This window comes from Saccharothrix stipae (genome assembly GCF_054781895.1).
This window is the reverse complement of record NZ_BAAGTN010000031.1, coordinates 139,973-165,681: the sequence shown is the minus strand read 5'-3', so window position 1 is coordinate 165,681 and position 25,709 is coordinate 139,973. Positions and strand designations below refer to the sequence as shown.

Sequence of the window (25,709 nt, the reverse complement as noted above, 5' to 3'; positions counted from 1 at the left end):
GCCATGCGGCACGGTGCGGCCGGTGTCCGGGTCGACGGCCTCGACCTCCACGACCGCCCGCAACGTGGCGGCGGGCTCGAACGCCGGGGCGGGGAGCACGACGCACGCGCCGAACAGCTTGCCGACGAAGAAGACGTGGTCGTAATTCCGGTTGCCCGGGCACGGCGGTCGTCGACAATCGTCGCCATGCGGACCATCGGGTTGATCGGCGGGATGAGCTGGGAGTCGTCGGCCGAGTACTACCGACTGCTCAACGAGGAGACGCGGCGGCGGCTCGGTGGCCACCACTGCGCGCCCAGCCTGCTGCTGACCGTCGACTTCGCCGAGATCGAGCAGTTGCAGCGGACCGGGCAGTGGCGGCTGTCGGGCGAGCTGCTGGCCGAGGCCGCGCGCAAGCTCGAAGGCGCGGGCGCCGAGCTGGTGCTCTTGTGCACCAACACCATGCACAAGGTGGCCGACGCCATCACCGACGCCATCAAGGTGCCGTTCGTGCACATCGTGGACGCCACCGCGGCCAAGCTGACCGACTACCGCAAGGTCGGCCTGCTCGGCACCCGGTTCACCATGGAGCAGGACTTCTACCGCGACCGGATGCGCGAGCACGGCATCGAGCTGATCGTCCCCGACGAGCCGGACCGCACGCTCGTGCACGACGTGATCTACCAGGAGTTGACCAGGAACCGGGTGGAGCCCGCTTCCCGCGCCGCGTACCGGGAGGTGATGGCACGCCTGGTCGACCGCGGCGCGGAGGCGGTGATCCTGGGCTGCACCGAGATCACGTTGCTGGTCGACCGGTCCGACAGCACCGTGCCGCTGGTCGACTCCACCCGGCTGCACGTGGAGGCGGGCGTCGACCTCGCGTTGACCTGACCGTCGTCACCGGGATCCCGTTCACCGGCCCGGACGGGGATCGGTCCGTCAGGGATGTCCCTGAGGTCTGGAACGGCCGCATGCGGCAGAGTGGACGGCATGGAGCTGACCCCGCGCGCCCTGTTCGGTCTGGCCAGGACCACCGTCGAGACCGCCGTGTCCGTGCCCGGCCGGGTGCTCGACCTGTTGGGCGCGGCCGAAGCCGTCGTGCGCCGCGCGGACGAGCTGGTCACCCGCACCGAACGCGTGCTGGGCGAGACGGAGGCGCTGGTCGGGCGGGCCAAGGCGGTCACCGCGGTGGCCGAGGGCGTGACGACCGACGTGGGCCGCACCGCCCGCATGTCGCGCGAGCTGCTCGACGACTACGCGCCGATCGCGCGCAAGGCGCAGCCGTTGGCCCAGCGGTTCGTGGACGACCTGTCGCCGCACGAGGTGGACGCCGCGGTGCAGCTGGTCGACCAGCTGCCGGTGCTGACCAAGCACTTGATCGACGACGTGCTGCCCATCCTGGCCACGCTGGACCGCGTGGGACCGGACATCCACCAGCTGCTGGAGGTCACCAACGACGTCCGGCAGGCGATCCTGGGCATCCCCGGCTTCACGTTCATGCGCCGTCGCGGTGAGGCCAAGCAGGAGGACTAGAGCGCGCGCTTGATCAGCCGCAGGGGTGCGTGGCTGATGATCGGCGCGAGGAGTCGCCACGGCCACGCGGGCACGCACGCGCTCGTCACCTCGCGTTCGACGGCGCGCACCATCGCCCGCACGCCCGCCGCCGTGTCCACCAGCAGCGGCGCGCGTTGTTCGGGGTTCATCTCCGACCTGATGTAGCCGGGCAGGATCGCGCTGACCTTGATCGGCGTGCCCAGGGTGTCCGCCCGGATGCCCTCGGCCAGCGCCGACACCGCCGCTTTCGACGCCGCGTACGCGGTCATGGACCTCGGCATTCCACGCACCGCGCTCACCGACGAGATCAGCACCAGGTGGCCGTGCCGCTGGCGGTAGAACAGTTCCATCGCGGCCTCGCACTGGGCGAGTGCGGCGACGAAGTTGGTCTCGGCGGTGCGCCGGTTGGCGTGGAAGCCGCCCGTGCCGATGGGGCGGCCCTTGCCGATCCCGGCGTTGACCACGACCCGGTCCAGCGCGCCGAACTCCTCGGCGAACGACCGGAACACGTCGAACACCGCGTCGTGGTCGGTCACGTCCAGCCGGCGGGTCGAGACCTTGACGCCGGGGTTGGCGGCGGTGAGTTCGTCGCGCAGGGCGTCCAGCCGGTCGGTGCGCCGGGCGCACAGGGCCAGGTCACGGCCCATGGCGGCGAACTGGCGGGCCATCTCCGCACCCAGGCCCGCGCTCGCGCCGGTGATGAGGATCGTTGCGCGCACGCCGGCCAGCCTAGCAACGCGGCGAACCCGTTGTGCGGCAGCGGGAACCGGTGACCGTCCACTTGGTACCCCGATCGCGTCAAGCTGCTTGTGCCCCGACGAACTCCGCCGCCGCGGGCACCCGGAGGCGTGGACCGGTGACGAGGCGTCCAGCACGACAGCGGCCACGGCGGCGGTGCGCGGTCGCCGGGACCGAGGGCGAGCGCGCCCCGCCGCACGACGTGATTTCGCGTGTTCCGCACCGGACCGCGCCGAAGTCGTGGGGGTTCTTCGGAGAGGGCGGGGTCGCCGGGAAAATTCGCTTGTCCACGAGTGGCGCGCGCCGCGTTCTTGTCACATCGTGAGTGTCGCGACCAGCACCGGCTCAATGTCCGACACGGCGTTTAGCGGATTTCGAAGGTTTTTCGGAGAACCCTTGCCCGCTCTCCGCGCACCTCGTTAACTTCCGCCGGGTCGGCATATTTCCGGCTGATTTCGAGGAAGGAACACCCGTGAGGCTGAAGACAATACTGGGCGCGGGCGTGACGACCGGGCTCGTCGTGGCCGGTCTGCTGGCGGGCGTCGGCAACGGCGCCGCGGCGCCCGTGCGGGTCGACAAGACGCTGACGTTCACCTGCCCGTTCCCGCTGATCGGCAACCAGGTGCTGTCGACCCGGATCCGGGCCACGATCGACGCGCCGACCACGGTCGGCGGCGAGTTGAAGACCACGGACTTCTCCGCGACGGTCACCGTGCCGCCGACCGCGACCCAGGGCCTGACCCTGGTCGGGGCCGCGACGGTGGAGGGCTCCGCCGAGGCGGGCGTGACGCTGGACAACGCCGGCAGCAAGCTCGACATCAAGATCCCCGGCCTGACCGTGCCGAAGACCCCCGTGCCCGCCGAGGGCGCGTTCGACGTGGTCGCGAGCGGTCCGGTGCCCACCGCGGTGATCCCGAAGGCGGGCACGACGACCGTGACGGTCGGCAACTACGCCACGACGCTGACGCCGAAGAAGGCCGACGGCACCGACACCGGCCTGGGCACCTTCACGTCCAACTGCACCCTCGACCCGGGCCAGAACCCCGAGCTCATCCGGTTCGACGTGACGGGCGGCGGTCCGACCACAACGACCACGACGACCACCACCACCGCCACTACGACCACCACCACCGTGCCCACAACCACGACCACCACGCAGCCTCCCGGCGGCATCAAGTACGCCTACGCGCTCAACGGCACCTCGATGATCAAGAAGCTGGGCGGTTCGGTGGCGCTCGGCCCGGGCAGCCTGAACGCCGACCTGGAGCTGGCCACCGGCAAGTTCACCGGTGATCTGGTGCTGCCGCCGACCTCGGGCAAGTTCACCCTGTTCGGCATCGTGCCGGTGGAGTCCAAGATCGAGTTCGTGCCGGAGGGCAAGACGACCGGCACGCTCGCCGCGGGCGCGGTGAGGTCGACCTCGAAGGTCACCATCAAGCTGCCGTCGGTCACCGCGTTCGGCATCCCCATCAGCAACGACCCGAACTGCAAGACGACCACGCCCGCGGACATCGCCCTGGCCTCGGCGGCGGGCTTCGACCCGCTCAAGGGCGGCAAGCTGGCGGGCACGTACACGATCCCGCCGTTGGCCGGCTGCGGTCCGCTCAACGACTTGGTCAGCGGGTTCGCCGCGGGTCCCGACAACACGATCGACCTGACGCTCACCGCGAAGTCCGCGTAGACCCGACGCGAACCCCGGAACATGAACCCCGGAACGTGAACCCCGGAGGAGGGGAACGCCCCGCCACAACGGGCTGAGCACCGGAGACCGCCGCGTCCGACCGCGGCGGTCTCCTCGTGCACCGGGCATCAGCAGTCGGACGGCACCGGCCGGCCCGCGATCCGGTCCGCGGTGAACGCCTGCGCCGCCGCGTTGCCCACGTACACGGCGGTGATGTGGTCGGTGGCGTAGGTCTTCCACTCCACCGGCACGCCCAGCCCGCAGTACGCGTCGCGCAACGCCTTGGCCTGGGCGAAGTCCACCAGGTCGTCCCCGGTGGCGTGGTAGGCGTGCACCGGCACGCGGATGGCCGTGCCGCCGAGCTTGTTCTCCGCGACCCGGGCCAACCACGGCGGGGTGAGCACCGGGCTGGACGTGGTGTAGTCGGCCAGCCTGCGGCCCTGGTAGTCGACCAGCAGCTCCAGCGTGCAGGCCTCGCGCTGGATGCGGGCGAACTCGGCGCGACCCGCGTCGTTGAGGTAGTCCTCCAGGTCGAGCTCCGGGTAGGCGTTGTCCAACCCGATCAACGAGTAGGCGAGCAGGCCGAAGCCCTTGCGGCCGTCCAGCGGCAGCGCGACCTGCACCAGGTCCGCGGGCACGCCGCCGCCGACCACGCCGACCAGGTCGAGCTCCGGCGCGTACTCCGGCTGGAGCTGGCCCGCCCACATCGCCGCGCCGCCGCCCTGCGAGTAGCCGCGGAACACGACCTTCGCGGCGCGGGACAGCCCGGTGTCCGGCAGCCGTTGCGCGGCGCGGACCACGTCGATCACCGCGCGGCCCTCGGACCGGCCGGTGACGTAGGTGGTCCTCGGGTCGGGCCGGTAGCCCTCGTAGTCGGTGATGGCCACGGCGTAGCCCGCGCGCAGCAGGTCGTTGACCGCGGGCTGCTCGTAGAGCGCTCCGATGCGCACCATCTCCGACGGCGTGCACTTGAACGCAGGCCCGTGCGTGCCCACGGCGAACGCCACCACCGGCGCGGTGGCCGGGTCGACGGACCGGGGCACGAGCACCGTGCCGGTCACCGCGTTGGGCTGCCCCAACGCGTCGGTCGACCGGTACATCACCTGCCACGCGCGCACGGCGGAACCCAGGGCTCCCGCCTGTGACGCGCGGAAGCGGATGACGTCGCCGGGCGCGCCCGCGGGCAGCGGGCTCGGCGGCACGTAGAACGACTCGTCCGCCGCCGCCGAGGGCGCGAGACTCGTGAGGCCGGCGGCCAGCACGACCCAGACCGCCGATAATGAGAACATCTTTCGCAAACCGACACCTCCCAGATAAATACGACCGCAGACAATGCACAGTGCATTAGCCCGGACCGGCCGGTCCAGGCCGATCGACCGACTTGTCACCGAGGTGCGCATTTCCGAAACCGAAGTTGTAAAGCTCGTACAACAAGCATCATCACTCGAAAGAGTGAACGCATCAGGATGGCGCGAATAATATTTGACACACCATCGCGGATGATTTTATGGTCAGCCGGGCGAAGTCCCAGGGCGGTACTTCGCGCGGCGGAGGCAGCATGACGATCCCACTGAACGGCGGGTTGGTGCGGCAGCGGACGTACAGCGCGGCGCGGCAGCTGTGGTCCACCATCCCGGGCGACCTGGCCGAGAAGATGGCACCGCTGTCCGGCGTCCTGGTGCGGGACGTGGTGCGGGAGATCCGCCGGACCGTGCCGGCCTACGCGCAACCGTTGGAGGGCAAGTTCCGCGAGGTGCTGGTCGGCGCGGTCGAGATGGCGATCGTCAAGTGCTTCGACAACATCTGCAACCCGGACGCGGCGCAGGCCGACTGGCAGGCCGTGCTGCGCTACAGCGGGCGGATGGAGTACCTCGAAGGCCGCACGATGGACTCCCTCCAGACCGCGGTGCGGGTCGGCGCACGGGTCGTGTGGCGGCACCTGAGCGAGCACGGCCGCGAGATGAACGTGCCCACCGACACCCTGTTCGTGGTCGCCGACGCGATCTTCGCGTGGGTGGACGAGCTGTGCCGGGTCGCGATCGAGGGCTACTCGGAGGCGCGGGCCAACGCCAGCGGCGCGTTGGAGCGCAGGCGGCGCCAGCTGCTCAAGCTGGTGCTGGCCGAGCAGCCGCCGTCACCGAGGTCGCTCGCCGACCTGGCCGGGACCACGGACTGGCCGTTGCCGGAACGGGTCGCGGTGGTGGCGCTGGAGTACCGCGAGGACCAGCACCAGTTGCCGTCGGTGACGCTGGCCCGTGACGTGCTGGTCGACCTGGAGAGCTCCACGCCGTGCCTGGTCGTGGCCAACCCGCCGGCCCGGCTGGAGCTGGAGCTGCGCGGGCGGCGTGCCGCGGTGGGGCCGACGGTGCCGTTGGCCGAGGCGCGGCAGTCGTTGGCGTGCGCGCGGCGGGCGCTGGGGTTCGTGCGGCGCGGTCTGCTGCCCGCCGTCCCGGTGACGTGGTGCGACGACCACCTGGCCACGTTGGCGCTGCTGTCCGACGAGTTCCTGGTGGGCGAGCTCAGCAGGCGTGCGCTGGCGGCGTTCGCCGGGTTGACGGTGAAGCAGCGGGAACGGCTGGAGACGACGTTGCTGGCGTGGTTGGAGACGCGCGGCGGCATCGGCGAGATCGCCAACCGGCTCGACGTGCACCCGCAGACCGTGCGGTACCGGATGCACCAGCTGGAGGAGTTGCTCGGCGACCGGCTCGCGGACCCGGACGAGCGGCTGACGCTGGAGATCGCGTTGCGCGCCCGCCGGCTGCTCGGCCGGGCCCGCGACGCCCAACCCCAGCAGGGCCAGTCCCAGCACGGCCAATCCCAGCAGGGCCGGCCCCAACCCGCACAGCCGCAACCCGCACCGCCCCAGCCCTCGGTCAAGCGGGCCTGACCGGGCGAACGCCCGCTCGCGGTGTCCGGGCGGAAGACACCGCGAGCGGGCGTTCGAGCGGTCAGCAGGTGCCGCGTGCGGGCACGCCGGTGAAGCGGGCCTCCAGCCAGGCGAACGCCTCCGCGTAGGCCGCGACCATCGCGGCCGCGTGCGTCGGCACGAACGACGTGCTGAACCTGACGTTCGCGCCCAGCGCGCACCACCGCCGCACCATCTCCGCGCCCTGCGCGTAGGGCACGATGTCGTCCAAGGCGCTGTGCACCACGAGCACCGGCGCGCCGGGCCTGCGCACACCGATCCGCTGCTCCTCCACGCGCGAGGCGTACGGCTCCTCGTCCAGGTACGCGGCCAGCGGCCGACCGTCCGCGGTGAGGTCGACCGACCTGCGGAACGCGTGCGCGAGGAGCGCTTCACCGGTGCACTGGTGCGCCACCCGGGCCAACATCTCCCGTCCCGCGTCGTTCAGCAGGCCGGGGATGTCCAGCTCCGGGTACGCCGCGTCGAGGCTCAGCAGCGAGTACCCCAGGAACCCGGCCGCGTAGTGGCCGTCGAGGTGGCGTGCCACCACGCCGAGGTCGGCGGGCACCGCGCCCGCGTACGAGCCCTTCAGCGCCAACTCCGGCGCGTAGGTCGGGTGCAGTTCGGCGGCCGCCGCGGACGCGCCGCCGCCCTGCGAGTAGCCGGCGGTCGCCACCGGCCCGTCGTCCGGCAGGTCCGCCTCGGGCAGCCGTTGCGCGGCCCGGATCGCGTCCAACACCGCGTGCCCCTCGGCCGCGCGGTTGACGTAGGTGTGCGTGCCGGGCGTGCCGAGGCCCTCGTAGTCGGTGATCACCACGCCGAAGCCGCGGGCCAGCAGACCGGCCAGGAACGGGCCCTCGTACTCGGTGCCCATCGCCATCAGCCGGGACGGCGCGCACTCGTCGCCGACGCCCTGCGTGCCCGGCGCGTAGCCCACGACCGGCCTCGGCCCGGGACCGGACCACCGCGCGTGCGGGGTGAGCACGGTGCCGCTGACGTCGATCGGCCGGTCGTGCGTGTCCGTGCTGCGGTACAGGACGCGGCGCGCGGTGGCGGGTGCGCGCAGCAGCTTGGCCGGGTCGAGGAAGAAGTCGGTGGCCTCGGACCGCAGCACGTCGCCGTTGGCCGGCGCGGAGCGTTGTGCCGAGTGGGACATCTGGGCGGTGGCGACGGCCGTGCCGGACGCCATCAGGGCGGCGCTGAGCGCGACGGCCCACCCGCGGTGCAATCGCATCGGTTGCTCCTCGTCGAGCTCGGGCGAATACCGCCGAACCATTGCGCGAGCGGTTCGCGCAGGTCAAGCGGCCTGTGAATTCTTGTCACCCGAGCGCAAAAAGGAGAGCCAACAATTGCACCGTGGTGCTATTCCGGCCCGGCTTCCGCCAGCAGGAGCGCCCGCATCGACCCCATGCCGTACCGGTCGACGTCGCTGGACATCGCCGCGACCTCGCGCAGGATCGGGCCGATGTCCACGCCCGCTCGGCGCGCCTCGTCGCAGACGTCCCGCAACCGCAGGATCTCGTCCCGGGTGTCCCGGCCGTGGTCGCGGACGGAGAGGTGCAGCAGGTCGGTGCGGCCCCCTTCGGGCGTCGCGGCGGACGGGAGGTGGACTCCCCAGGCGAACGAGCCGTACCGGTCGAACATCGCGCGCAGCGCCGGCCGCGCGGCCTCGTCCTCGGCGTACCGGGCGAGGATCTCGGTCAGCACCGCCTCCGCCTCGGCGCGGACACCCGCCTGGTCCATCGCGCTCGGCTCGGCCCGCATCTCGGCGACCCACCGGTCGAAGTCGTCGAGGCGGCTGATGTCCACCGGGGCCTGGGCGATGGGCTCCAACGCGGCGTCGAGGTGCGCGACGTCCTCCTCGATCGCGGCCAGGTCTCTCGTCATGGCGCGAAGGTTATGCCGCGCGGGTGTCCTCCGGGGGCGGTTCCGTTCGTCGTAGTGGTGGAATGCACCGGAGGACAGGAGTCACCCATGAAGTACATGCTGCTGATCTGCGTCGACGACGCCATCGAGCCCACCGAGGGCGACCCGACGATCGAGCAGTGGCTGGCCGAGGTCGAGGGCAAGCGGCTGGACGGGTCGCAGCTGCGGTCGGTCCAGGACGCCACGACCGTGCGCACGCGCGGTGACGAGGTGCTGCTCAGCGACGGGCCGTTCGCCGAGACCAAGGAGCAGATCGTCGGCTACGACGTGGTCGACTGCGCCGACCTGGACGAGGCGATCCGGATCGCGTCGCGGCACCCGTGCGCGCGGTACGGCTCGGTCGAGGTCCGGCCCTTCTACCCGGGATGACGGTCGACGCCGAGGTCGCGGAGCTGTTCCGGGCCGAGCGGGGGCGGATCGTGGCCACGTTGATCCGCCTCACCCGCGACTGGGACCTCGCCGAGGAGTGCGTTCAAGACGCTTTCGCGCGGGCGCTGGAGTGCTGGCCACGCGAGGGCGTGCCGCGCCGACCGGGCGCGTGGCTCACCACGACCGCGCGCAACCGGGCGCTGGACCGGTTGCGGCGGTCGGGCGTGGAGGCGGCGAAGCTGCGGGAGGTGGCGGCGGTGCCCGACGACGAGCCCGCGGAGATCGACGGCTTCCGGGTCGACGGCTCCGGCGACCGCTCCGGCGAGGAGGGCTTCGGGGACGACCTGCTGCGGCTGATCTTCACGTGCTGCCACCCGGCGCTGACGTTGGAGGCCAGGGTCGCGCTGACCCTGCACACCGTCACCGGTCTGACCACGGCCGAGATCGCGCGGGCGTTCCTGGTGCCGGAGGCGACGATGGCCAAGCGGCTGGTGCGGGCGCGGCGGAAGATCCGCAACGCCCGCATCCCCTACCGGGTGCCGCCCGCGCACCTGCTGCCCGAACGCACCGGTGGCGTGCTGGGCGTGCTGTACCTGCTGTTCAACGAGGGGTACGCGGCCGGCGGTGGCGCCGACCTGGTGCGCCGCGAGCTGTGCGCGGAGGCGATCCGGCTCGCCCGCACGCTGGTCGACCTGATGCCCGACGAGCCGGAGGCGGTGGGGCTGCTCGCGTTGACGCTGTTGCAGGACTCGCGGCGGGAGGCGCGGTTCGACGGCGCGGGCGATCTGGTGCCGCTGGACGAGCAGGACCGGTCGCGCTGGGACGGCGGGCAGGTCGAGGAAGGCGTGGTGCTGCTCGACGCGGCGTTGCGGCGGGGCCGGCCGGGGCCCTACCAGGTGCAGGCCGCGATCGCCGCGTGCCACGCCACGGCCGCGCGGGCGGCGGACACGGACTGGCCGCAGATCGCGCTGCTCTACGGCGAGCTGGTCAAGCTGGTGCCGTCACCGGTGGTGCGGCTCAACCGGGCGGTCGCGGTGGCGATGGCGGACGGCCCCGCGGCGGGTCTGGCCCTGGTCGAGGACCTGGCGGGCGAGCCGACCGGCCACCTGCTCCCGGCCACCCGGGCGGACCTGCTGCGCCGCCTGGGCCGGACCACCGAGGCGCGGGCCGCCTACGAGCAGGCCCTCGCCTCGGCCCCGACCGACGTCGAACGCCGCCACCTCGCCCGCCGGATCAGTCGCCTCGACCGGGCGTGAAGCTCAGAACCGGAGGTTCCTCAGGTAGTCGTAGCCGATCCGCGCCGTCGCGAGGGCGTCACGCGGTTGGTCGTTCTCCACGATGTACTCGGACACGTTCGCGGCCCGGAAGATGGCCGCGAAGTCGATCGTGCCCGTGCCGGGGTCGGCGAACGACCCGTCCGCCGCGCGGTCCTTGACGTGGAACTGCCGGACCCGGGGGAAGTTCGCCCGGTACACCGCCACCGGGTCGACGCCGCCGGCCACCGCCCAGTACAGGTCCAGCTCCAGGTGCACGTTGCGCCGCGTCGTCCCGGCCGTGATCACGTCGAACGGCCGCTCGCCCTCCACGAGCGCGAACTCGTGCGCGTGGTTGTGGTAGCCGAGGCTCAGCCCGGCCCGCCGCAGCCGGTCCCCCGCCGCCTCCAGCCGGGTGGCGAACGCCCGCCACTCGGCCAAGGTCGGGTAGTCCACCCACGGCACCACGACGTACTTGTTGCCGAGCGTGCGCGCGTCCGCGATCACCTTGTCGAGGTCGCCGTCGATGCCGGTGTGGCTCGACGTCGCCCGCAGCCCGCACCGCCGCAGCACGGTCGCGAACTCCGCGGCGCTGCGGCCGTACGTGCCGGCCAGCTCGACCTTGCGGTAACCGATGTCGGCCAACGCCGACAGCACGGGCTCCGGGTCGTCGCCGATGATGCCGCGCAACGTGTAGAGCTGGATGCTGATCGACTCCCTCGGCACCCGGCGGCACGGGCGCCCGGAGGCGGACGCGGTGGCGGGCAGGGCGACGGCCGCGCCGGTGGCGAGGGCGCTGCTCAGGAACGTGCGGCGGGACGGCATGGGTGGCTCCTCGGTCAGCCGGCCCCGGTCATCTGGCCCCGGTCATCCGGCCTGGGGTGTCTGGACGGTTCCTCGGCACCGCCGGAACGCCTGCTGCCCGGTGTCGTCGAGGAGTCGCCGACTGCGGAAGCGCAATTCTGTTCAGGCCTGACCGAAGATGGCAAGACTTCTGCCGATTTTCGACAAAAGTCGAGCTGACCCGCGCCGGACGACGGGCGGCCGCGGTCGACGCCGTGCGGCATGATGTCCGCGTGCGCGAGACGACGGCGGGCCGGTGACCGGCGGTTACCTGAAGGGCCGGATCCGCCGCGAGGACATCATCACGGCGGCGGTCGCGGTCTACGGCGAGGCCGGGTATCACGGGTCGTCGCTGCGCGAGATCGCCAAGCGCGCCGGCATCACGCACGCCGGGCTGCTCTACTACTTCCCGACCAAGGAAGCGCTGCTCGCGGCCGTGCTGGAGCGCCGTGACGCGGAGGACGCCGAGCGCGAGCAGCTGCAAGCCACCCCCGGCCTCGACGTCCTGCGCCACTTCCTGGCCCTGGCCGAGCACAACGTCCGCCACCCCGGCATCGTCGACCTCTACTCGCGGCTGGCCGCGGAGGCCGTCGCGGCGGACCACCCGGCGCACGACTACTTCGTCCGCCACTACCGCGGGGCGCGCGACGGCGTGGTCGGCTCGTTCCAGGCCCTCGCGGACCGCGGCCAGTTGCGGCCGGACGTCGACCCGGCGGCCGCGGCGCTGGCGTTCATCGCGTTGATGGACGGCTTGCAGGTCCAGTGGTTGACCACGCCGGACGAGGTGGACCTGGTCGGCTCACTGCGGTTCTACCTGCGCACCCTGCTCACCGTCCCGCTCGACTGAGCGTCGTCACGCGTACGGGTCCCAGTCCGCCGGCAACGGGGGCGGCGGCTCGACCGTGCTGCCGACGTCCACCGGACGTCCCGCCTCGATGGACTCCTGCACCGCCAGCATCGCGTCGAGCACGTGGTAGGCGAGCTCGCCGGACGCGCGTTCCGGCTCACCGGCCCGGATCGCCCGCGCCAGCTCCAGCACGCCCGTGCCGCGCGTCGCGGAATGGCCCTGCGGCGCAAGCGTTTGCACGCCGTCGAACAGGTGCAGCGCGGTCTCGCCGTCGAACCGGTTGGGGTCGGGCGGCACGACCGTGCCGAGCGTGCCGGCGACCTCCACGAAACCCGTCCGCGGCAACGCCGAGTCGAAGCTGAACACCGCCTGCGCGGACCCGCCGCGCTCGAACTCCACCAACGCGCTCACCGTGGTCGGCACGGTCACCTCGAACTCGACGCCCGCACGCGGTCCGGACCCGATCACCCGTGTGTCCCGCGACCGGCCGCCGGTGGCGGTGACCCGGCTGATCGGGCCGAGCAGGTGCACCAGCCCGGTCAGGTAGTACGGCCCCATGTCCAGCAACGGCCCGCCGCCCGCCTGGAACAGGAACTCCGGCGCCGGGTGCCAGCGCTCCGGCCCCGGCGTCTGGAAGAGCGCCAGCGCGGTGCGCGGCGCACCGATCCGACCGGCGTCGACGGCCCGCCGCGCGGTCTGCCAGCCGGCGCCGAGCAGGGTGTCCGGGGCGCACGCGACCCGCAGACCCCGTTGCGCGGCACGGTCGAGCAGGTCCCGGGCACCACGCCGGTCCAGCGCCAGCGGCTTCTCCACCCACACGTGCTTGCCCGCCTCGATCGCGGCCGTGCTCACCGCGACGTGCGCCGCCGGCACGGTCAGGTTGACCACGATCCCGATGCCCGGGTCGGCCAACAGCTCGTCCACAGTGGACGATCGGGGCACGCCGTGCCGTGCCGCCCGTTCGGCCGCGCGCGCCGCGTCGAGGTCCGCGACCGCCAGCACCCGCACGTCCGGGAACGCGGTGAGGTTGCGCAGGTACTCCTCGCTGATGACGCCGGTGCCGACGACACCGACCCCGGTCGGCGCGCTCACGCCCCGACCTCGCCGAGGAACGCGTGGCTCGCGGCCAGACCGGCGAACACGTCGCCGTCGTAGGCGTCGAACTCGACCACGCGCAACGCGTCCGGCGCGGCGGCCAGCACCTCCGCCACCGGCACGCGCCCCTGACCGGCCGGCACCTGGCCCGAGCCGTCCCGCGCGAGACCGCCGTCCTTGACGTGGATCGCGTGCACCCGCGAGCCGAGGCGGCGCAGCAACGAGGGCGCGTCCTCGCCGCCGACCGTCGCCCAGTAGGTGTCGACCTCCAGCACCACCTCGGGGTCGAGCCGGTCGGCCAGCACCTCGAACGCGCTGCGGCCGTCGACCCGGGACGCCAACTCCCACCAGTGGTTGTGGTAGCCGACGCGGACGCCGTGCCCGGCGGCGAGCGCGGCGGCGGCGTTGAGCGCGGCCGCGGTGGCGGCGATGTCCGCGGGGTCGTGCCACTTCTCCGCGCCCACGTGGGGGTCGATGACGACCTCGATGCCGCAGTCGGCCGCGGCGGCGAAGACGGCGTGCTGGTCGGCGCCGATGAGCTGCGCGTGCGCGGTCGGCGCGGTGAGGCCGTGCTCGGGCAACGCGGTGCGCAGCACGTCCGCGTGCTCCACGACCCCGTAGGGCTCGACGTGGGTGAAGCCGATGGCGGCGAGTCGCCGCAGGGTGTCGGTCGGATCGGCCGCGAACGCGTCGCGGACGGAGTAGAGCTGGACGGACGTTCCGCTCATCACGGGCTCCTGACGTCGGCGTCGGCGTGCATGGAAGCGCTCCCATAAATCTCTACCAGGTGGTAGAAATTCACGCCAGAGCCTAGGCGCTCACTCGTCGGGGGAACAGACTTGAACCTGACGTCGCGTGAGGTTCTAGGGTCCGTCCCATGAGCGCTGAGGGGGGCTTGGACCAGCCGCGGTGGAGCGTCGGGGCGCTCGCCAAGGTCGCCGGGATGACGGTGCGGACGCTGCACCACTACGACGAACTCGGCCTGTTGCGGCCGAGCGAGCGCACGCCCTCCGGCCACCGCCGCTACACCGAGGCCGACCTGCACCGGCTCTACCAGGTCCGGCTGCTGCGGCGGCTCGGCATGTCGTTGGACGAGATCGGCGGCGTGCTGGCCGACGTGGCCGACCCCGGACCGCTCGCCCGGGTGCTCGCCGGGCACCTGGAACAGCTGGACGAGCAGGTGTGGCGGCTCAACGCGCTGCGTCGCCAGACGAGGGGTCTGCTCGTCCAGCTGAACGGGCCGACCCGACCGGATTCCGACCGGCTCCTCGCGCTGCTGGGCAGCACCACGCTCTTCGACCGGCACCTCACCCGGGACCAACGCGACTTCCTCGACCAGCACGCGTTCGACATCGGCCCGCAAGCCCGGGAGCGACTGGACGAGGAGTGGCCCGAGGTGCTCGCGAAGGTCGTCGAGCACTACCGCGCGGGCGACCCGGTCGACGGTCCGGAGGTCCGCCGCACCGCGCGGCGCCTGGTCCACGTCGGCGAGACGTTCGCCGCCGGCGACCGGGAGATCCTGCGCTCGATGGGCGCGTTCTTCCGCGAGCACGGCCGGGGCGTGCTGCGCGACGTGCTGCCGGGTCAGCCGCTGGACGACCTCGGCGACGGCCTGTGGGACTACGTGGCCCGGATGTACGGCGCGCTGTCAGCCGAATAGATCAATTGGGGGGAAGAGATGTCCCATCGGACGACCGCCGCACTGGCGGCCCTGGTCCTCACCGCCGGCCTGACCGGCGGCCCGACCGGCGTGGCCGAGGCCGAACCCGACCTCACCCTGCGCCTGCCCGCGCCGACCGGCCCGCACCGCGTCGGCGTCACCACGCTGCACCTGGTGGACGGCGCTCGCCCGGACCCGTGGCCGGCTCCCGTGAGTCGGCCGCGTGAGGTGGTGGTCTCGGTGCACTACCCGGCGCTGGACGTCCGCGACCACCCGGTCGCACCGCAGCTGACGCCGGGTGCGGCGGCGGCGCTGCCGGCGGTCGTGCCGTGGGTGTACCCGAACCTGCCGCCGAGCGGCGTGGACTGGGGCGCCACCCTCACCCACTCGCACGTGGACGCCCCCGCGCGCCCCGTGCGACGACCGGTCGTGCTCTACAGCCCCGGTCTGGTCGACCCGCGGGCCTTCGGCACCACCACCGTCGAGGAGCTGGCGAGCCGCGGGTACGTCGTGGTGACGATCGACCACCCCGGCGAGACCTTCACCGTCGACCTGCCCGCCGGGCCGCGGCCGATCGGGTTGCCCGGCCTCCCCCACACGGATCCGCAGCTGTACCGGGCCGTGATCGCCACCAGGCTCGCGGACACCGACTTCGTGCTCGACCGGCTGGAGTTCCTGGCGGCGGGCGGCAACCCCGACGCCGAGGGCCGCCCCCTGCCGACGAACCTCGCCCGTGCCCTGGACCTGCGCCGGGTCGGCGTCTACGGCCACGGCTTGGGCGGCACGATCGCGGCCGAGGCGATGTACGAGGACCGGGACCGCATCGACGCCGCGATCAACCTGGAGGGCTTCCTGGACTACCACCCGGATGAGCCGGGCCAGGACGGCGAACTGCTCCCCGTGGCCCGCTACGGCGCCGACCGACCGTTGCTGCTGCTGGGCACGGAGGGCTTCCAGAACGACCGCTACCGGCGCGCGTGGTCGGCGGCGCTCTCGCACGGCCGCGTCCGCCACCACGTGATCGCCGGCGCGAACCACTGGGCGCTGACCGACTTCGCCGCCATGGCGCCGCAACTGCACGCGGCCGGGCTGATGGACGACGCCGGACTAGCCGCCATGGTCGGTGCCCTCGACCAGACCGCCTCGGTGCGGGCCGTGCGCCGGCACGTGGTCGCCTTCTTCGACCGCCACCTGCGCTGACCGGTCAGGACCCAGCGCCGCCTCCACGGCGGCCAGGTGGTCGGCCGTGATGCCGGTGGCCGGGTCGACCGCGATCAGCGCGGTGAGGTCGCGGCGGCGGTCGAGGAACGCTCGGCGCGCGGTCGGGAACAGGTCGAAGTCGTCGTCCAGCCAGGCCAGCGGCCTACCCCTGGCGAACCGGCCGACCGCGCCGAACTTCCAGTCCGCCTTGCCCTCGTAGGCACGCACCCCGACCACCGGCAGCGGTGGCAGGCCGAGCGCCGGTCCGACCGTCGTGTTGGCCCGGTGCTCCCACGTGGTGGCCCAGGCCAGCTCGGCGCCGGTCCGCCGGGCCAGGGCGAGCAGCGCCGGTCCGTGCGCGGGGTTCAGCCAGGCCCGCTGCACCGACCGCCCCCACCGGGACAGCCGCCACCGGTGCTCCGCGTAACCGGGCGGCGGGGTGCGGGCGGCGAACGGGTGCAGCGGCCCGTCGATGTCCACCAACAGCAACGGCCTCACCCGATCGACGTTACCCCGGCGGTGGCCCCGCGCGGCCGTCGAAGTCCGGTGTGGACATGTCGTTCACGCGGCGCGACGGGTCGCGTGGGCGACCAGCTCCGCCAACGGGGCCTTGGCGGCCGGGTCCATCGACGACGCGCGCAACGCGCTCAACGCCCGGTCCACGCGGATGGCGATCAGCCGCTCCACCCGTTCGGCGGCCCCGGTCGCGATCACCACCTCCCGCAGGCGTGCGGCCGCGTCCTCGTCCAGGTCGGGATCGCCGTGCCGGGACGAGATCAGCTCCCGCTGCTCCGGGGTCGCGTGCTGCCACGCCAACGCCATCAGCACGGTCGGCCGGCCGCCGCGCAGGTCGTCCGGGGCCGGCTCGCCGGTCACCCCCGGGTCGCCGAACACGCCGAGCAGGTCGTCGCGCAGCCGGAACGCCTCGCCGACCGGCCGGCCGTAGGCGCCGCACGCCCGCATCAGCGCCGCGTCGGCCCCGCCCAGCGCCGCGCCGATGCGCAACGGCAGCTCCACCGTGTACCGGGCGGTCCTGAGCCGGATCACCCGCCACGCCGACCGCACCGGGTCCGCCGTGGACCGCGGGTCGCCGCCCAGGTCCAGGTACTGCCCGGCGATGAGCTCGGTGCGCATGGTGTGCAGCAGCGACCGCACCTCGCGCCACCGCGCCCGGTCCGCCACCTCCGCCCGGTCCAGCATCTCGTCGGTCCAGGCGAAGCACAGGTCGCCCACCAGGATGGCCAGGTTCACGCCGAACCGCTCGGCCGCACCGCCGCCGCCGTCGTCGCCGTGGTCGCGGAAGCCGCCGGCGAACCGCTCGGCGAGCACCCGGTGCACGGTGGGACGGCCGCGACGCGACGCGCGGCGGTCCATGATGTCGTCGTGCACCAACGCGAAGGTGTGGAACATCTCCAGCGCGGCACCGGTCCACCCCACCGCGCGATCGTCGGGCGAGCCGCCCGCGGCGAGGAAGCCGCAGTGGCAGAACAACGGCCGCAATCGCTTGCCACCGGCCATGAACTCGCGCAGCACGTCGACCAGCGGCGGCAGGCACGGGTCCGGCGCGGTGCGCGCCTTGCCCGCCAGGAACCGGTCGAGCGTCGCGTCCACCTCGGTGCGGACCCCGGCGAGGTCGCCGCGCACGGTGTCGATGGCTGTCATGGTGCTCACCTCCCGGCGATCCGAAGCTAACACCGGTGGGCGCGACCGGCGGTCCACGACCGGTGGCACTCGGTTGCCCGATCGGGTGGAACGCGGCGGTCACCGGTGATCGGTCGCGAACACCCTCGTCAGGTGGCGCTCCACCACCGGCACCACCTCGGCCACCCCGACCGGGCGGCCGAGCTCGGCGGACAGGGAGGTCACGCCCGCGTCCTCGATGCCGCACGGCACGATCCGGTCGAACGCGGTCAGGTCCGCGTCGCAGTTGAGGCCGAACCCGTGCAGGCTGGTGCACCGCTCGACGCGGACGCCGATCGCGGCGATCTTGCGGTGCTGCCCGTGCTCGCGGGCGGCCGACGGCGGCACGTCCGGCGCGGGCGGGCGGTCGCCGAGCACCCACACGCCGCTGCGCCCGGCCAACCGGGCCGCCTCGACGCCGAACTCGGCGCACGTCCCGATCAGCGCGTCCTCCAGCTTGCGGACGTGGCCGACCACGTCCAGCGGCACCGGCAGCCGCACCACCGGGTAGCCGACGAGCTGACCGGGGCCGTGCCAGGTGATCTCACCGCCGCGGTCCACGGTCAGCACCGGGACGTCGTCGGCCGGGAACGCGGTGGGCTTGGTGCGCTTGCCCGCGGTGTAGACCGGGAGGTGTTCCTGGAGCACGCACACGTCCTGGATCTCGTCCGCGACGCGCAACGCGTGCAGCCGCCGTTGTTCGGCGTACCCCTGCTCGTACGACACGGCGTCCGGGCCGAACCCGGCGTGCACGAAGCGCAGCGCGGCACCGGTCACGAGTCCGCGCCCCCGGGCCGGAGGTCGGCGGCGGCACGTGCGGTGGTCACGACCCGGCCGACCGTCATCACCACCTGCCCGTTCGCCTCCGACCGCCCGGTGAACGCCACCACGTCGCCGCGGGCGTCCAGGACCCGCACCGAGTGCCGCACCACGCAGCCCGGCGCGACGGGCCGGAGGAACTCCACGTCCGTGATCGCACCCAGCAGCACCACGCGGTCGCGGTCGGGCTCCTCCCACGACGAGAGCAGCACGGCGGCCTGGCACCACGACTCCACCAGCAACGTCGACGGGAAGTCACCGGGTTCCGCGCACCAGGGCTCGTTGGCGCTGACCGCCTTGAGCGCGGTCAACGACTCCCCCGGCACCACGTCCACCACCCGGTCCACCAACAACATCGGGTAGCGGTGCGGCAAGCGGCGCAGGACGTCGGTCAGCACGCCGCGTCCTCGTACCGGAGCCCGACCCGGGCCACCACGCCGTCGGCGTCGCTCACCACCGCGGCACACCGCCCGCCCTCCAGGGTCAACCGGACGGTCAGCTCGGCGCCGGGGAACGCGGGGCGCAGGAAGCGGGCCGACTCGATCGCGGCCAGTCGCGCCGTGCCCCGTGCCGCGACCCGGTGCGCGAGCTCCACCACCGACAGGCCCGGCAGGATCGGCAAGCCCGGGAAGTGGCCCGTGAACACGGGGTCGTCGGCGGCGACCACCACCCGGGCCACGACGGTGGTGTCGGATCGCTCCAGCACCTCGACTCGCGCCTCACGCGTCACCCCGCACCCCCAGCGTGCCGAAGTCGGCCGTCACGTCCGGCCACACCAGTGTGGCCGCACCCCAGGTCAGCCCGCCGCCGAAGGCGACCGTCAGCACCCGGTCGCCGGCCTTGAGCCGACCCTGCGCGGCGGCGTCGGCGAGCAGCACGGGGATCGACGCGGCGGCCGTGTTGCCGACCGCTTCCAGGTCCGACAGCACCCTCGCCCCGTCGATCCCGAGGTCGCGCGCGACCGCGTCGCAGATGCGCCGGTTCGCCTGGTGCGGCGCGAGGTGGTCCACGTCGTCGGGTCCGAGGCCGGTGCGCGCGAGCGCCTCCAGCGCGACCTCCGACATCCGTTCGACCGCCTGCCGGAACACCTCCTTGCCGTTCATCCGGAAGTGGTCCTCGCCGGCCGGGACCTGGATGAGGTCGGCGCCGGTGCCGTCGCTGCCCAGCACGCACGGACCGATCCCGCCCACGCCCTCACCGACGACCACCGCCCCCGCACCGTCGCCGAAGATCACCGCCGTGCCGCGGTCGGCCGGGTCGAGGATGGTGGAGAACGTCTCGGCGGCGATCAGCAGCACGGTCCGCGCCGCGCCGCTCGCGATCAGGCCCACGGCGTTGGCCAGGCCGTACAGGAAACCGGTGCACACGGCGGCCACGTCGTGCGCGGGCACGCCGATCATGCCGAGCCGGGCGGCCACGGCGGGCGCGACCGCCGGGCACGACCGGTCCGGTGTGGTCGTGGCCACGATCACCGCGTCCACCGCCGCGCGCCCGGCGGAACGCAGTGCCCGCGCACCGGCGTCCGCGGCCAGATCGGAGGTGGTCGTGCCGGGGTCGACCCACCTGCGGGCGCCGATACCGGTGCGCGACCGGATCCACTCGTCGGAGGTGTCCAGGCCGGTGGCCAGGTCGTCGTTGGTGACGACCCGTGCCGGCAGGCTCGCGCCCACCCCGAGGATCACCGCACCGCGGTAGGTCATCGTCCCTCCCCGCTCACGCCCTGGCGATGGCGAGCACCGCGTTCTGCCCGCCGAACCCGAACGAGTTGCTCAACGCCAGGTCGACCTCACGCGGCACGGCGGCGGTGGCCACGTCGAGGTCCAGCCGCGGGTCCGGCGTCTCCAGGTTCGCCGTCGGCGGCACCACACCACGCTCGACCGCGAGCACCGTGAACACCGCCTCCGCCGCGCCGGCCGCGCCCATCATGTGCCCGGTCACGCCCTTGGTCGAGGTGACCAACGGCCGCGACGGCAGCAGGTCCGCCAGTACCCGCCCCTCCGCCAGGTCGTTGAGCTGCGTCGAGGTGCCGTGCGCGTTGACGTGGTCGACTTCCTCGGGCATCGCGCCGGCGTCCGCCAACGCCGCACGCACCGCCGCGCGCACGCCTCGTCCTTCGGGGTCGGGATTGGTGATGTGGTGGGCGTCGGCGCTCGCGCCGTACCCGACGACCCGCGCCCGGACCCGCCGCCCGTCGGCTCGCGCGTCCTGCGCGCGCCGCAGCACGAGCACCGCCGCGCCCTCCCCCGCGACGAACCCGTCCCGGTCGGCGTCGAACGGCCGCGACGCCGTCGCCGGGTCGTCCCGCCGCGACAACGCGCCCATGCGGGCGAAACCCGCCATGGTCAACGGGGTGAGCAGCGCGTCGACGCCGCCCGCCACCACCACGTCGCAACGCCGTGCGGCGAGCAGGTCGCAGGCCACGCCGATCGCGGTGGCGCCGGACGCGCAGGCGGTCGACACCACCAGGTTCGGGCCGTGGAAACCGAACTCCATCGCGATCTGGCCGGCGACCATGTTCGGCAGGTGCATCGGCAGCAGCAGGGGCGACACCCCGGTCGGACCGTCGGCCAGCAGCACGCCGTGCTGCCGCTCGACCGTCTCGCCGCCGCCTGCGGAGGTGCCGATCACCACGCCGACCCGCGCCGGGTCCCAGCCGGCGCGGTCCTCCTCGGCGAGCGCCTCCCGTGCCGCGACCAGGGCCAACCGGGTGAACCGGTCGAGCCGGACCGCGCGGCGCGCACCGAGCAGCGCGTCGGCGTCGAAGTCGGGGACGCGGCAGGAGATCGTCACCTCGTGGCCAGCCAGCACCGGGTCGTGCGCGGCGGTCGAACGGCCCGCGAGTACCGCCGACCACCCGGCCTCCACGCCCACGCCGCCCGGTGTGACCAGGCCCAGCCCGGTGACCGCGACGTCGAGGCCGGTCACCGGTCGGTCCCGGCCCGCTCCTCCATCAGCGCCACGATGTCGCCGACGGTCTCCATGTCGAACAGCTCGTCGTCGCTGATGTGCAGGTCGTGCTCCTTGCCCAGCACCATCGACAGCTCCACCAAGGCGAGCGAGTCCAGGTCCAGGTCGTCCTTCGTGGCCTCCGGGGTGATCTGCTCCGGCGCGACCTTCAGCGTGTCCACGAGGATCTGCTTCAACGTCTCGTACACGGTCTCTCCTCGCTCACCCGGTCCTCCCGCCATCGAACCTCATCGGTGGGACCGGCGGCCAACCAGGTGCGCCCGTCACTACGGCACCTGGCGGCGGGCGTCGTCGGCCGATCCGGGTCGTGCTGGGCCGTGGGGACCAACGGGATCTTCCGCGACGGCGAGCGGGTTCCCCGGTGGCGCCGCTGGGTATCCCGCCGGCATGAAGTGGCGCATCGGTGTGGCGGCGGCGGTGCTGGTGGTGGTCGGCGTGCTGGTCGCGGCGGTGGTGGTGGTGCCGCGGTTCTTCGCGGGCACCGACACGATCGACCGCAGCCAGCCCGCGTTGTTGCAGTCGTTGCGGGACTTGAGCCAGTACCACGCATCGGCGGGCGAGTTCCAGGTAGTGCTCGACATCGAGCGCGACGTCCGGTACGTGCCGTCGGCGTTGGCCGGACAGCGGACGTTGTTCGTCGCGGCCGGGACGGTGAACGCCTACGTCGACTTCGGCGGGATGGCCGAGGACGCGTTGCAGGTGTCGCCGACGAACGCCTCGGGCGAGGCGCGCAAGGTGCGGTTGGCGTTGCCGGGGGCGGTGCTGGACAAGCCGAACCTCGACCAGGAGCGGTGCTACGTGTTCGCGCAGGAGCGCGGGTTGTTCGACCGGCTGGCGTCGTTGGTCGAGACGCAGGACCAGCAGCCGTTCTACGTCGCGGCGGAGCAGAAGATCGCGGACGCGGCGCGGGAGTCCGGGCTGGCGCGGCGGGCCGACGACAACACGCGCAAGATGCTGACCGGCATGTTCGGCGCGCTCGGGTACCAGGTGGAGTTCACGAACCTGGACTGATCCAGCCGGCCACGGCGTCGAGGATCACGTCGAGCCCGAACCCGAACTCGTCGGCGAAGTCGTTGCCGGGTCGCAGGACGTGCTCGGTGGCCATCTCCACCAGGTACGGGTAGTCGTCCCGCGCGAGGTGCGCCAGGATGTCCTCGGTCACCTCGGTGGCGGAATCGGGGCCGTTGAAGGGAAGCGCGGCCTCTTGCAGCGCGAACCCGTACACGTAGCTGTCCAGCAGGGCGTAGGCGTGGGCGGTCATGGCGACGGAGAAGCCCGCGCGGCGCAACGTGCCGATGGTCGCGTCGTGGTGGCGCAACGTCGCCGGGCCGGGCGCGGTCCGCGACTCCAGCAGGCCGATCGCCCAGGGGTGGCGCTTGAGCACGTCACGCGCGGAGTGCGCCCGCTTGACCATCTCGTGCCGCCAGTCGCCGCCCGGGGTCGGCAGTGCGATGCGGCTGAAGACCAGGTCCACGATGCCGTCGAGGATCTCGTCCTTGTTCGCGACGTGGTGGTAGACCGACATCGGCTTGACCCCGAGCGCGTCGGCGAGCGACCGCATGGTCAACCCCCCGATCCCGCCCGCGTCGGCGATCGCGACGGCGGCGCGCAGCACGCGTTCCCGGCTCAGTGGCGCACCCGACTTCGACATCCGACCTCCGGCGGTGACAGCTTCGTACTTAGTACGGTACCGTTCGCCTTACTTAGTAAGGCTGGCGCGTCGCGGTCGAAGGGAAGACCCATGTCATCGAGAGCCACCGGACGGTCCGTGGGGGCGCTGTTCCTCCTCGCGTTCGTCGTTTACGGCGGCGGCAGCGCCCTGGTCGACGCGGGGTCCAACGCGGCGGGAGGCCTGCTCATGCTGGTGAACTCGGGCATGGTCGCGGGCATCGGCGTGCTGGTGTTCCCCGTGCTGAGGCCGCACAGCGAGCTGACCGCGCACGCGTACCTGGTCGGCCGGGCGGTGGAGGCGGCGCTGCTGGCCGTCGGCGTCGTGTTCGTGCTGCTGCCGGAACCGGTGGCGGCGGGCAACCACTACAGCTACCAGGTCGCGATGATGGCCGTGGCGACCGCGGGCGTGCTGTTCTGCCGGGTCCTGCTGCGAGCCGGCCTGGTCCCCCGCGCCCTCGCGGTGTGGGGCGTGATCGGCTACGCCGTGTTCCTGGTGGGCGCGGCGCTGGAGGTCCTCGGCCACGGCGTCGGCGTGCTGCTCTCCGTCCCGGGCGGCCTGTTCGAGCTCGTCCTGGGCGTGCTGCTGATCGTCAAGGGCTTCGCCGCGCCCGCCACCCACCCCGAGGTGGCCGTGGCGCGCTAGCGGATCGTCGCGCCGCCCGCCCTGGCCGCGACGAGGACGGCCTCGTCGGCCCGGAACAGCAGTGCGACCAGAGTCCGTCGGCAGCAGCCGGTGGGCGGCCTGATGAGCGGCGGCGCCGGGGATCCCGCCTTCGAGCAGGCTCAGGTGCTCCATCAGCGCGGCACGCGGCGAGACCGCGCGCCGGGCGGTCAGCCGCTCCTCGTCGGTCGCCGAGCGCGGTTCCCGGTCGGCACCCGGTTCCCCGGTCATGGCGCCGCTCCCCGTCCGGACGCCCCGACCGCGTCGAGGACCAGGGTGCCAGAGAACACCGGGGCGCCCGCGCGGCTCGGGCGTATGCTGCCCGACGATGAGGCGCAAGCTCCGGCCGCCGCTCGACCAGCGCCACGGCCTCGACCCGGCACGTCTGCGGTTGCCCGACGAAGGGCCGTGGACGACCGTGCGCGACCACCTGGTCGAGCGGTTGCCCCGGGTGGCGCCCGAGCGGATCGACCTGATGCTCGCCGAGGGCCGCGTCTACGACCTCGCCGGACCGATCGCGCCGGACGCCGCGTTCACGCCCGGCGGCTCGGTGTGGTTCCACCGCGACCTGCCCGACGAGGTGGCGGTGCCGTTCGAGATCCGGGTCGTGCACCGCGACGACGCCATCGTCGTGGTCGACAAGCCGCACTTCCTGGCCACCATCCCGCGCGGCAAGCACGTGGTGGAGACCGCGCTCGTCCGGCTGCGCCGCGACCTCGGGCTGCCGCACCTGAGCCCGGCGCACCGGCTGGACCGGGTGACCGCCGGGCTGGTCATGTTCGTGGTCGAACCGACCCTGCGCGGCCGGTACCAGACGCTGTTCGCCGACCGCGCGGTGCACAAGGAGTACGAGGCGATCGCGCCGCACGACCCCGCGCTGACCCTGCCGACCCGCGTGAGCAGCCGGATCGTCAAGGTCAAGGGCGTCATCACGGCCCAGGAGGTACCGGGTCCCCCGAACGCCGAGACGCTGGTCGATCTGGTCGAGCACCGCGCCGGGTGGGGCCGGTACCGGCTCGTGCCCGCCACCGGCCGCACGCACCAGCTCCGCCTGCACATGGCCTCGCTCGGCGTGCCGATCCGCCACGACGACTTCTACCCGGTCCTGCGGGAGAAGCCGTTGGACGACTTCACCGACCCGTTGCAACTGCTGGCGAAGGTGCTCGCGTTCACCGACCCGGTGACGGGCGAGCACCGCCGCTTCACCAGCAACCTCCGACTCGACCTCTAGTCGAGGTAGCCGAGCATCTGCGCGATCTGCGCGGTGCGGGAGTCGAAGATCCGCGCCGCCAGGTCTTTCGCCTGCGGGTTGATCCCGCCCTCCTTCTCCAGCTTCGCCATCGCCACCGCGTTGTGCTGGTGGGCGATGAGCAGGTTCAGGAACGCCTTCTCGAACTCGCCGGACCCGGTCGCGGCCAGTTCCGCGACGGCCTCCGGGCTGGTCGAGTGGTCACCACCGTGACCGGCGTGCAGCTGCGGGTTGTCGCCAGCCGACTCCGGCTGCCCCCAGTCCGCCAACCACTTGGTCATCGAGTCCACTTCGGACAGCTGGGTGACCTCGATGGCCGCGGCCAACGTCTTCACCTCCGCGCGCACGGCCCGGTCCTCGGCCAGGCGCACGATCTCCAGGCCCGCCCGGTGGTGCGGCACGGACATCTGGAGGAACATCACGTCGGTCTCGTTGAACTCGTTGCTCTCCACCGGGGTCGACGCCGGCGGCGGGGTCGTCGCGGCGGGTGAAGGGCCGCCGCATCCGGCGAGTACGAGCAATCCGGCCACCAGGGCCGCCAGACGTCGCAAGGTCGTCCTCCTTCGCCGAGGCGGCCCGCCCGCGCCGTCACAGGGTCGGCGCGGACGGGCC

General features: G+C 73.0%; 30 protein-coding genes. 13 read left to right on the top strand and 17 right to left on the bottom strand.

Annotated features, from left to right (window positions below):
* Positions 1 to 22 precede the first annotated feature (22 nt).
* From ACYVLT_RS39155 to ACYVLT_RS39145, 3 genes are all read left to right on the top strand, one after another.
* Positions 23 to 145, top strand: coding sequence for a hypothetical protein (locus ACYVLT_RS39155; RefSeq protein ID WP_461125214.1), 123 nt, complete (start codon positions 23 to 25; stop codon positions 143 to 145).
* A 41-nt stretch (positions 146 to 186) separates the two neighbouring features.
* The gene (locus ACYVLT_RS39150; protein WP_461125213.1) at positions 187 to 870 is read left to right on the top strand and encodes an aspartate/glutamate racemase family protein; all 684 of its coding nucleotides are present in this window, start codon (positions 187 to 189) and stop codon (positions 868 to 870) included.
* Positions 871 to 969: 99 nt separating this feature from the next.
* Entirely contained in the window at positions 970 to 1,512 is a 543-nt protein-coding gene (locus tag ACYVLT_RS39145) for a hypothetical protein (protein ID WP_461125212.1), read from the top strand.
* On the opposite strand, the gene ACYVLT_RS39140 is transcribed toward ACYVLT_RS39145, so the two are convergent.
* Positions 1,509 to 2,252 carry an SDR family oxidoreductase gene (locus tag ACYVLT_RS39140; protein WP_461125211.1) on the bottom strand — a complete coding sequence of 248 codons (744 nt, stop codon included), beginning with the start codon at positions 2,250 to 2,252 and terminating at the stop codon, positions 1,509 to 1,511. The genes ACYVLT_RS39145 and ACYVLT_RS39140 overlap by 4 nt on opposite strands.
* Before the next feature lie 491 nt (positions 2,253 to 2,743).
* Here ACYVLT_RS39140 and ACYVLT_RS39135 point away from each other — a divergent pair, with 491 nt between their 5' ends.
* Positions 2,744 to 3,952 (top strand): DUF6801 domain-containing protein, encoded by a 1,209-nt coding sequence (locus ACYVLT_RS39135; protein ID WP_461125210.1) that lies wholly within the window; start codon positions 2,744 to 2,746, stop codon positions 3,950 to 3,952.
* Positions 3,953 to 4,080: 128 nt separating this feature from the next.
* Here the strand turns inward: ACYVLT_RS39135 and ACYVLT_RS39130 are convergent, their stop codons facing one another.
* Positions 4,081 to 5,241 carry a lipase family protein gene (locus tag ACYVLT_RS39130; protein ID WP_461125409.1) on the bottom strand — a complete coding sequence of 387 codons (1,161 nt, stop codon included), beginning with the start codon at positions 5,239 to 5,241 and terminating at the stop codon, positions 4,081 to 4,083.
* Positions 5,242 to 5,510: 269 nt separating this feature from the next.
* Here ACYVLT_RS39130 and ACYVLT_RS39125 point away from each other — a divergent pair, with 269 nt between their 5' ends.
* Positions 5,511 to 6,839 carry a PucR family transcriptional regulator gene (locus ACYVLT_RS39125; RefSeq protein ID WP_461125209.1) on the top strand — a complete coding sequence of 443 codons (1,329 nt, stop codon included), beginning with the start codon at positions 5,511 to 5,513 and terminating at the stop codon, positions 6,837 to 6,839.
* Between the two features lie 61 nt (positions 6,840 to 6,900).
* On the opposite strand, the gene ACYVLT_RS39120 is transcribed toward ACYVLT_RS39125, so the two are convergent.
* Positions 6,901 to 8,091 carry a lipase family protein gene (locus ACYVLT_RS39120; RefSeq protein ID WP_461125208.1) on the bottom strand — a complete coding sequence of 397 codons (1,191 nt, stop codon included), beginning with the start codon at positions 8,089 to 8,091 and terminating at the stop codon, positions 6,901 to 6,903.
* A 128-nt stretch (positions 8,092 to 8,219) separates the two neighbouring features.
* The gene (locus ACYVLT_RS39115) at positions 8,220 to 8,744 is read right to left on the bottom strand and encodes a hypothetical protein (protein ID WP_461125207.1); all 525 of its coding nucleotides are present in this window, start codon (positions 8,742 to 8,744) and stop codon (positions 8,220 to 8,222) included.
* Positions 8,745 to 8,831: 87 nt separating this feature from the next.
* On the opposite strand from ACYVLT_RS39115, the gene ACYVLT_RS39110 reads away from it, so the two are divergent.
* Positions 8,832 to 9,152 (top strand): YciI family protein, encoded by a 321-nt coding sequence (locus tag ACYVLT_RS39110; RefSeq protein ID WP_360449355.1) that lies wholly within the window; start codon positions 8,832 to 8,834, stop codon positions 9,150 to 9,152.
* Entirely contained in the window at positions 9,149 to 10,408 is a 1,260-nt protein-coding gene (locus ACYVLT_RS39105) for an RNA polymerase sigma factor (RefSeq protein ID WP_461125206.1), read from the top strand. Before ACYVLT_RS39110 ends, ACYVLT_RS39105 begins: the two co-directional genes overlap by 4 nt.
* A gap of 3 nt (positions 10,409 to 10,411) precedes the next feature.
* Here ACYVLT_RS39105 and ACYVLT_RS39100 read toward each other — a convergent pair whose 3' ends face one another.
* Positions 10,412 to 11,230 (bottom strand): TIM barrel protein, encoded by an 819-nt coding sequence (locus ACYVLT_RS39100; protein ID WP_461125205.1) that lies wholly within the window; start codon positions 11,228 to 11,230, stop codon positions 10,412 to 10,414.
* 274 nt (positions 11,231 to 11,504) lie between these two features.
* Between ACYVLT_RS39100 and ACYVLT_RS39095 the strand changes: the two genes are divergently transcribed.
* Positions 11,505 to 12,095 carry a TetR/AcrR family transcriptional regulator gene (locus tag ACYVLT_RS39095; RefSeq protein WP_461125204.1) on the top strand — a complete coding sequence of 197 codons (591 nt, stop codon included), beginning with the start codon at positions 11,505 to 11,507 and terminating at the stop codon, positions 12,093 to 12,095.
* Positions 12,096 to 12,101: 6 nt separating this feature from the next.
* Here the strand turns inward: ACYVLT_RS39095 and ACYVLT_RS39090 are convergent, their stop codons facing one another.
* Positions 12,102 to 13,187, bottom strand: a complete 1,086-nt coding sequence (locus ACYVLT_RS39090) for a Gfo/Idh/MocA family protein (RefSeq protein ID WP_461125203.1) — start codon at positions 13,185 to 13,187, stop codon at positions 12,102 to 12,104.
* Positions 13,184 to 13,918: a sugar phosphate isomerase/epimerase family protein gene (locus ACYVLT_RS39085; protein ID WP_461125202.1), complete on the bottom strand. Its 735-nt coding sequence runs from the start codon at positions 13,916 to 13,918 to the stop codon at positions 13,184 to 13,186. Before ACYVLT_RS39085 ends, ACYVLT_RS39090 begins: the two co-directional genes overlap by 4 nt.
* Positions 13,919 to 14,067: 149 nt before the next feature.
* Here ACYVLT_RS39085 and ACYVLT_RS39080 point away from each other — a divergent pair, with 149 nt between their 5' ends.
* Together ACYVLT_RS39080 and ACYVLT_RS39075 are read left to right on the top strand one after the other, a co-directional pair.
* Complete coding sequence (locus ACYVLT_RS39080; protein WP_461125201.1) at positions 14,068 to 14,850, top strand: MerR family transcriptional regulator; 783 nt, start codon at positions 14,068 to 14,070, stop codon at positions 14,848 to 14,850.
* Positions 14,851 to 14,868: 18 nt separating this feature from the next.
* Positions 14,869 to 16,050: an alpha/beta hydrolase gene (locus ACYVLT_RS39075; RefSeq protein ID WP_461125200.1), complete on the top strand. Its 1,182-nt coding sequence runs from the start codon at positions 14,869 to 14,871 to the stop codon at positions 16,048 to 16,050.
* Here ACYVLT_RS39075 and ACYVLT_RS39070 read toward each other — a convergent pair.
* The 8 genes from ACYVLT_RS39070 to ACYVLT_RS39035 form a co-directional block, all read right to left on the bottom strand.
* The gene (locus tag ACYVLT_RS39070; RefSeq protein ID WP_461125199.1) at positions 15,958 to 16,548 is read right to left on the bottom strand and encodes an HAD domain-containing protein; all 591 of its coding nucleotides are present in this window, start codon (positions 16,546 to 16,548) and stop codon (positions 15,958 to 15,960) included. The genes ACYVLT_RS39075 and ACYVLT_RS39070 overlap by 93 nt on opposite strands.
* A gap of 63 nt (positions 16,549 to 16,611) precedes the next feature.
* Positions 16,612 to 17,712 carry a polyprenyl synthetase family protein gene (locus ACYVLT_RS39065; protein ID WP_461125198.1) on the bottom strand — a complete coding sequence of 367 codons (1,101 nt, stop codon included), beginning with the start codon at positions 17,710 to 17,712 and terminating at the stop codon, positions 16,612 to 16,614.
* A gap of 99 nt (positions 17,713 to 17,811) precedes the next feature.
* Positions 17,812 to 18,507, bottom strand: a complete 696-nt coding sequence (gene lipB, locus ACYVLT_RS39060; RefSeq protein ID WP_461125197.1) for a lipoyl(octanoyl) transferase LipB — start codon at positions 18,505 to 18,507, stop codon at positions 17,812 to 17,814.
* Positions 18,504 to 18,947, bottom strand: coding sequence for a 3-hydroxyacyl-ACP dehydratase FabZ family protein (locus ACYVLT_RS39055; RefSeq protein ID WP_461125196.1), 444 nt, complete (start codon positions 18,945 to 18,947; stop codon positions 18,504 to 18,506). The genes lipB and ACYVLT_RS39055 overlap by 4 nt, the downstream gene beginning before the upstream one ends.
* Positions 18,941 to 19,279 (bottom strand): hypothetical protein, encoded by a 339-nt coding sequence (locus ACYVLT_RS39050; RefSeq protein WP_461125195.1) that lies wholly within the window; start codon positions 19,277 to 19,279, stop codon positions 18,941 to 18,943. Before ACYVLT_RS39050 ends, ACYVLT_RS39055 begins: the two co-directional genes overlap by 7 nt.
* A complete protein-coding gene (locus ACYVLT_RS39045; RefSeq protein WP_461125194.1) occupies positions 19,269 to 20,249 on the bottom strand; it encodes a beta-ketoacyl-ACP synthase III in 981 nt (326 codons plus the stop codon). The genes ACYVLT_RS39050 and ACYVLT_RS39045 overlap by 11 nt, the downstream gene beginning before the upstream one ends.
* Positions 20,250 to 20,262: 13 nt before the next feature.
* Positions 20,263 to 21,474 (bottom strand): beta-ketoacyl-[acyl-carrier-protein] synthase family protein, encoded by a 1,212-nt coding sequence (locus tag ACYVLT_RS39040; RefSeq protein ID WP_461125193.1) that lies wholly within the window; start codon positions 21,472 to 21,474, stop codon positions 20,263 to 20,265.
* Positions 21,471 to 21,704, bottom strand: a complete 234-nt coding sequence (locus ACYVLT_RS39035) for an acyl carrier protein (RefSeq protein ID WP_461125192.1) — start codon at positions 21,702 to 21,704, stop codon at positions 21,471 to 21,473. The genes ACYVLT_RS39040 and ACYVLT_RS39035 overlap by 4 nt, the downstream gene beginning before the upstream one ends.
* Positions 21,705 to 21,903: 199 nt before the next feature.
* Between ACYVLT_RS39035 and ACYVLT_RS39030 the strand changes: the two genes are divergently transcribed.
* Complete coding sequence (locus ACYVLT_RS39030) at positions 21,904 to 22,527, top strand: DUF4230 domain-containing protein (protein ID WP_461125191.1); 624 nt, start codon at positions 21,904 to 21,906, stop codon at positions 22,525 to 22,527.
* Here ACYVLT_RS39030 and ACYVLT_RS39025 read toward each other — a convergent pair.
* Positions 22,511 to 23,167: a TetR/AcrR family transcriptional regulator gene (locus ACYVLT_RS39025; RefSeq protein ID WP_461125190.1), complete on the bottom strand. Its 657-nt coding sequence runs from the start codon at positions 23,165 to 23,167 to the stop codon at positions 22,511 to 22,513. The two genes, ACYVLT_RS39030 and ACYVLT_RS39025, sit on opposite strands and share 17 nt — an antisense overlap.
* Positions 23,168 to 23,257: 90 nt before the next feature.
* On the opposite strand from ACYVLT_RS39025, the gene ACYVLT_RS39020 reads away from it, so the two are divergent.
* Positions 23,258 to 23,830 carry a DUF4386 domain-containing protein gene (locus ACYVLT_RS39020; protein WP_461125189.1) on the top strand — a complete coding sequence of 191 codons (573 nt, stop codon included), beginning with the start codon at positions 23,258 to 23,260 and terminating at the stop codon, positions 23,828 to 23,830.
* A gap of 346 nt (positions 23,831 to 24,176) precedes the next feature.
* Positions 24,177 to 25,079 carry a pseudouridine synthase gene (locus tag ACYVLT_RS39015; RefSeq protein ID WP_461125188.1) on the top strand — a complete coding sequence of 301 codons (903 nt, stop codon included), beginning with the start codon at positions 24,177 to 24,179 and terminating at the stop codon, positions 25,077 to 25,079.
* Here the strand turns inward: ACYVLT_RS39015 and ACYVLT_RS39010 are convergent.
* Positions 25,076 to 25,648: a DUF305 domain-containing protein gene (locus ACYVLT_RS39010; RefSeq protein WP_461125187.1), complete on the bottom strand. Its 573-nt coding sequence runs from the start codon at positions 25,646 to 25,648 to the stop codon at positions 25,076 to 25,078. The two genes, ACYVLT_RS39015 and ACYVLT_RS39010, sit on opposite strands and share 4 nt — an antisense overlap.
* Between the last annotated feature and the right edge of the window lie 61 nt (positions 25,649 to 25,709).

What these genes read in the sequence shown, in the direction of transcription:
- ACYVLT_RS39150 (WP_461125213.1), top strand. Translation starts at nt 187, where the DNA reads ATGCGGACCATCGGGTTGATCGGCGGGATGAGCTGGGAGTCGTCGGCC.
- ACYVLT_RS39145 (WP_461125212.1), top strand. Translation starts at nt 970, where the DNA reads ATGGAGCTGACCCCGCGCGCCCTGTTCGGTCTGGCCAGGACCACCGTC.
- ACYVLT_RS39130 (WP_461125409.1), bottom strand. Translation starts at nt 5,241, where the DNA reads ATGTTCTCATTATCGGCGGTCTGGGTCGTGCTGGCCGCCGGCCTCACG.
- ACYVLT_RS39125 (WP_461125209.1), top strand. Translation starts at nt 5,511, where the DNA reads ATGACGATCCCACTGAACGGCGGGTTGGTGCGGCAGCGGACGTACAGC.
- ACYVLT_RS39120 (WP_461125208.1), bottom strand. Translation starts at nt 8,091, where the DNA reads ATGCGATTGCACCGCGGGTGGGCCGTCGCGCTCAGCGCCGCCCTGATG.
- ACYVLT_RS39115 (WP_461125207.1), bottom strand. Translation starts at nt 8,744, where the DNA reads ATGACGAGAGACCTGGCCGCGATCGAGGAGGACGTCGCGCACCTCGAC.
- ACYVLT_RS39110 (WP_360449355.1), top strand. Translation starts at nt 8,832, where the DNA reads ATGAAGTACATGCTGCTGATCTGCGTCGACGACGCCATCGAGCCCACC.
- ACYVLT_RS39105 (WP_461125206.1), top strand. Translation starts at nt 9,149, where the DNA reads ATGACGGTCGACGCCGAGGTCGCGGAGCTGTTCCGGGCCGAGCGGGGG.
- ACYVLT_RS39100 (WP_461125205.1), bottom strand. Translation starts at nt 11,230, where the DNA reads ATGCCGTCCCGCCGCACGTTCCTGAGCAGCGCCCTCGCCACCGGCGCG.
- ACYVLT_RS39085 (WP_461125202.1), bottom strand. Translation starts at nt 13,918, where the DNA reads ATGAGCGGAACGTCCGTCCAGCTCTACTCCGTCCGCGACGCGTTCGCG.
- ACYVLT_RS39080 (WP_461125201.1), top strand. Translation starts at nt 14,068, where the DNA reads ATGAGCGCTGAGGGGGGCTTGGACCAGCCGCGGTGGAGCGTCGGGGCG.
- ACYVLT_RS39075 (WP_461125200.1), top strand. Translation starts at nt 14,869, where the DNA reads ATGTCCCATCGGACGACCGCCGCACTGGCGGCCCTGGTCCTCACCGCC.
- ACYVLT_RS39065 (WP_461125198.1), bottom strand. Translation starts at nt 17,712, where the DNA reads ATGACAGCCATCGACACCGTGCGCGGCGACCTCGCCGGGGTCCGCACC.
- ACYVLT_RS39045 (WP_461125194.1), bottom strand. Translation starts at nt 20,249, where the DNA reads ATGACCTACCGCGGTGCGGTGATCCTCGGGGTGGGCGCGAGCCTGCCG.
- ACYVLT_RS39030 (WP_461125191.1), top strand. Translation starts at nt 21,904, where the DNA reads ATGAAGTGGCGCATCGGTGTGGCGGCGGCGGTGCTGGTGGTGGTCGGC.
- ACYVLT_RS39025 (WP_461125190.1), bottom strand. Translation starts at nt 23,167, where the DNA reads ATGTCGAAGTCGGGTGCGCCACTGAGCCGGGAACGCGTGCTGCGCGCC.
- ACYVLT_RS39020 (WP_461125189.1), top strand. Translation starts at nt 23,258, where the DNA reads ATGTCATCGAGAGCCACCGGACGGTCCGTGGGGGCGCTGTTCCTCCTC.
- ACYVLT_RS39015 (WP_461125188.1), top strand. Translation starts at nt 24,177, where the DNA reads ATGAGGCGCAAGCTCCGGCCGCCGCTCGACCAGCGCCACGGCCTCGAC.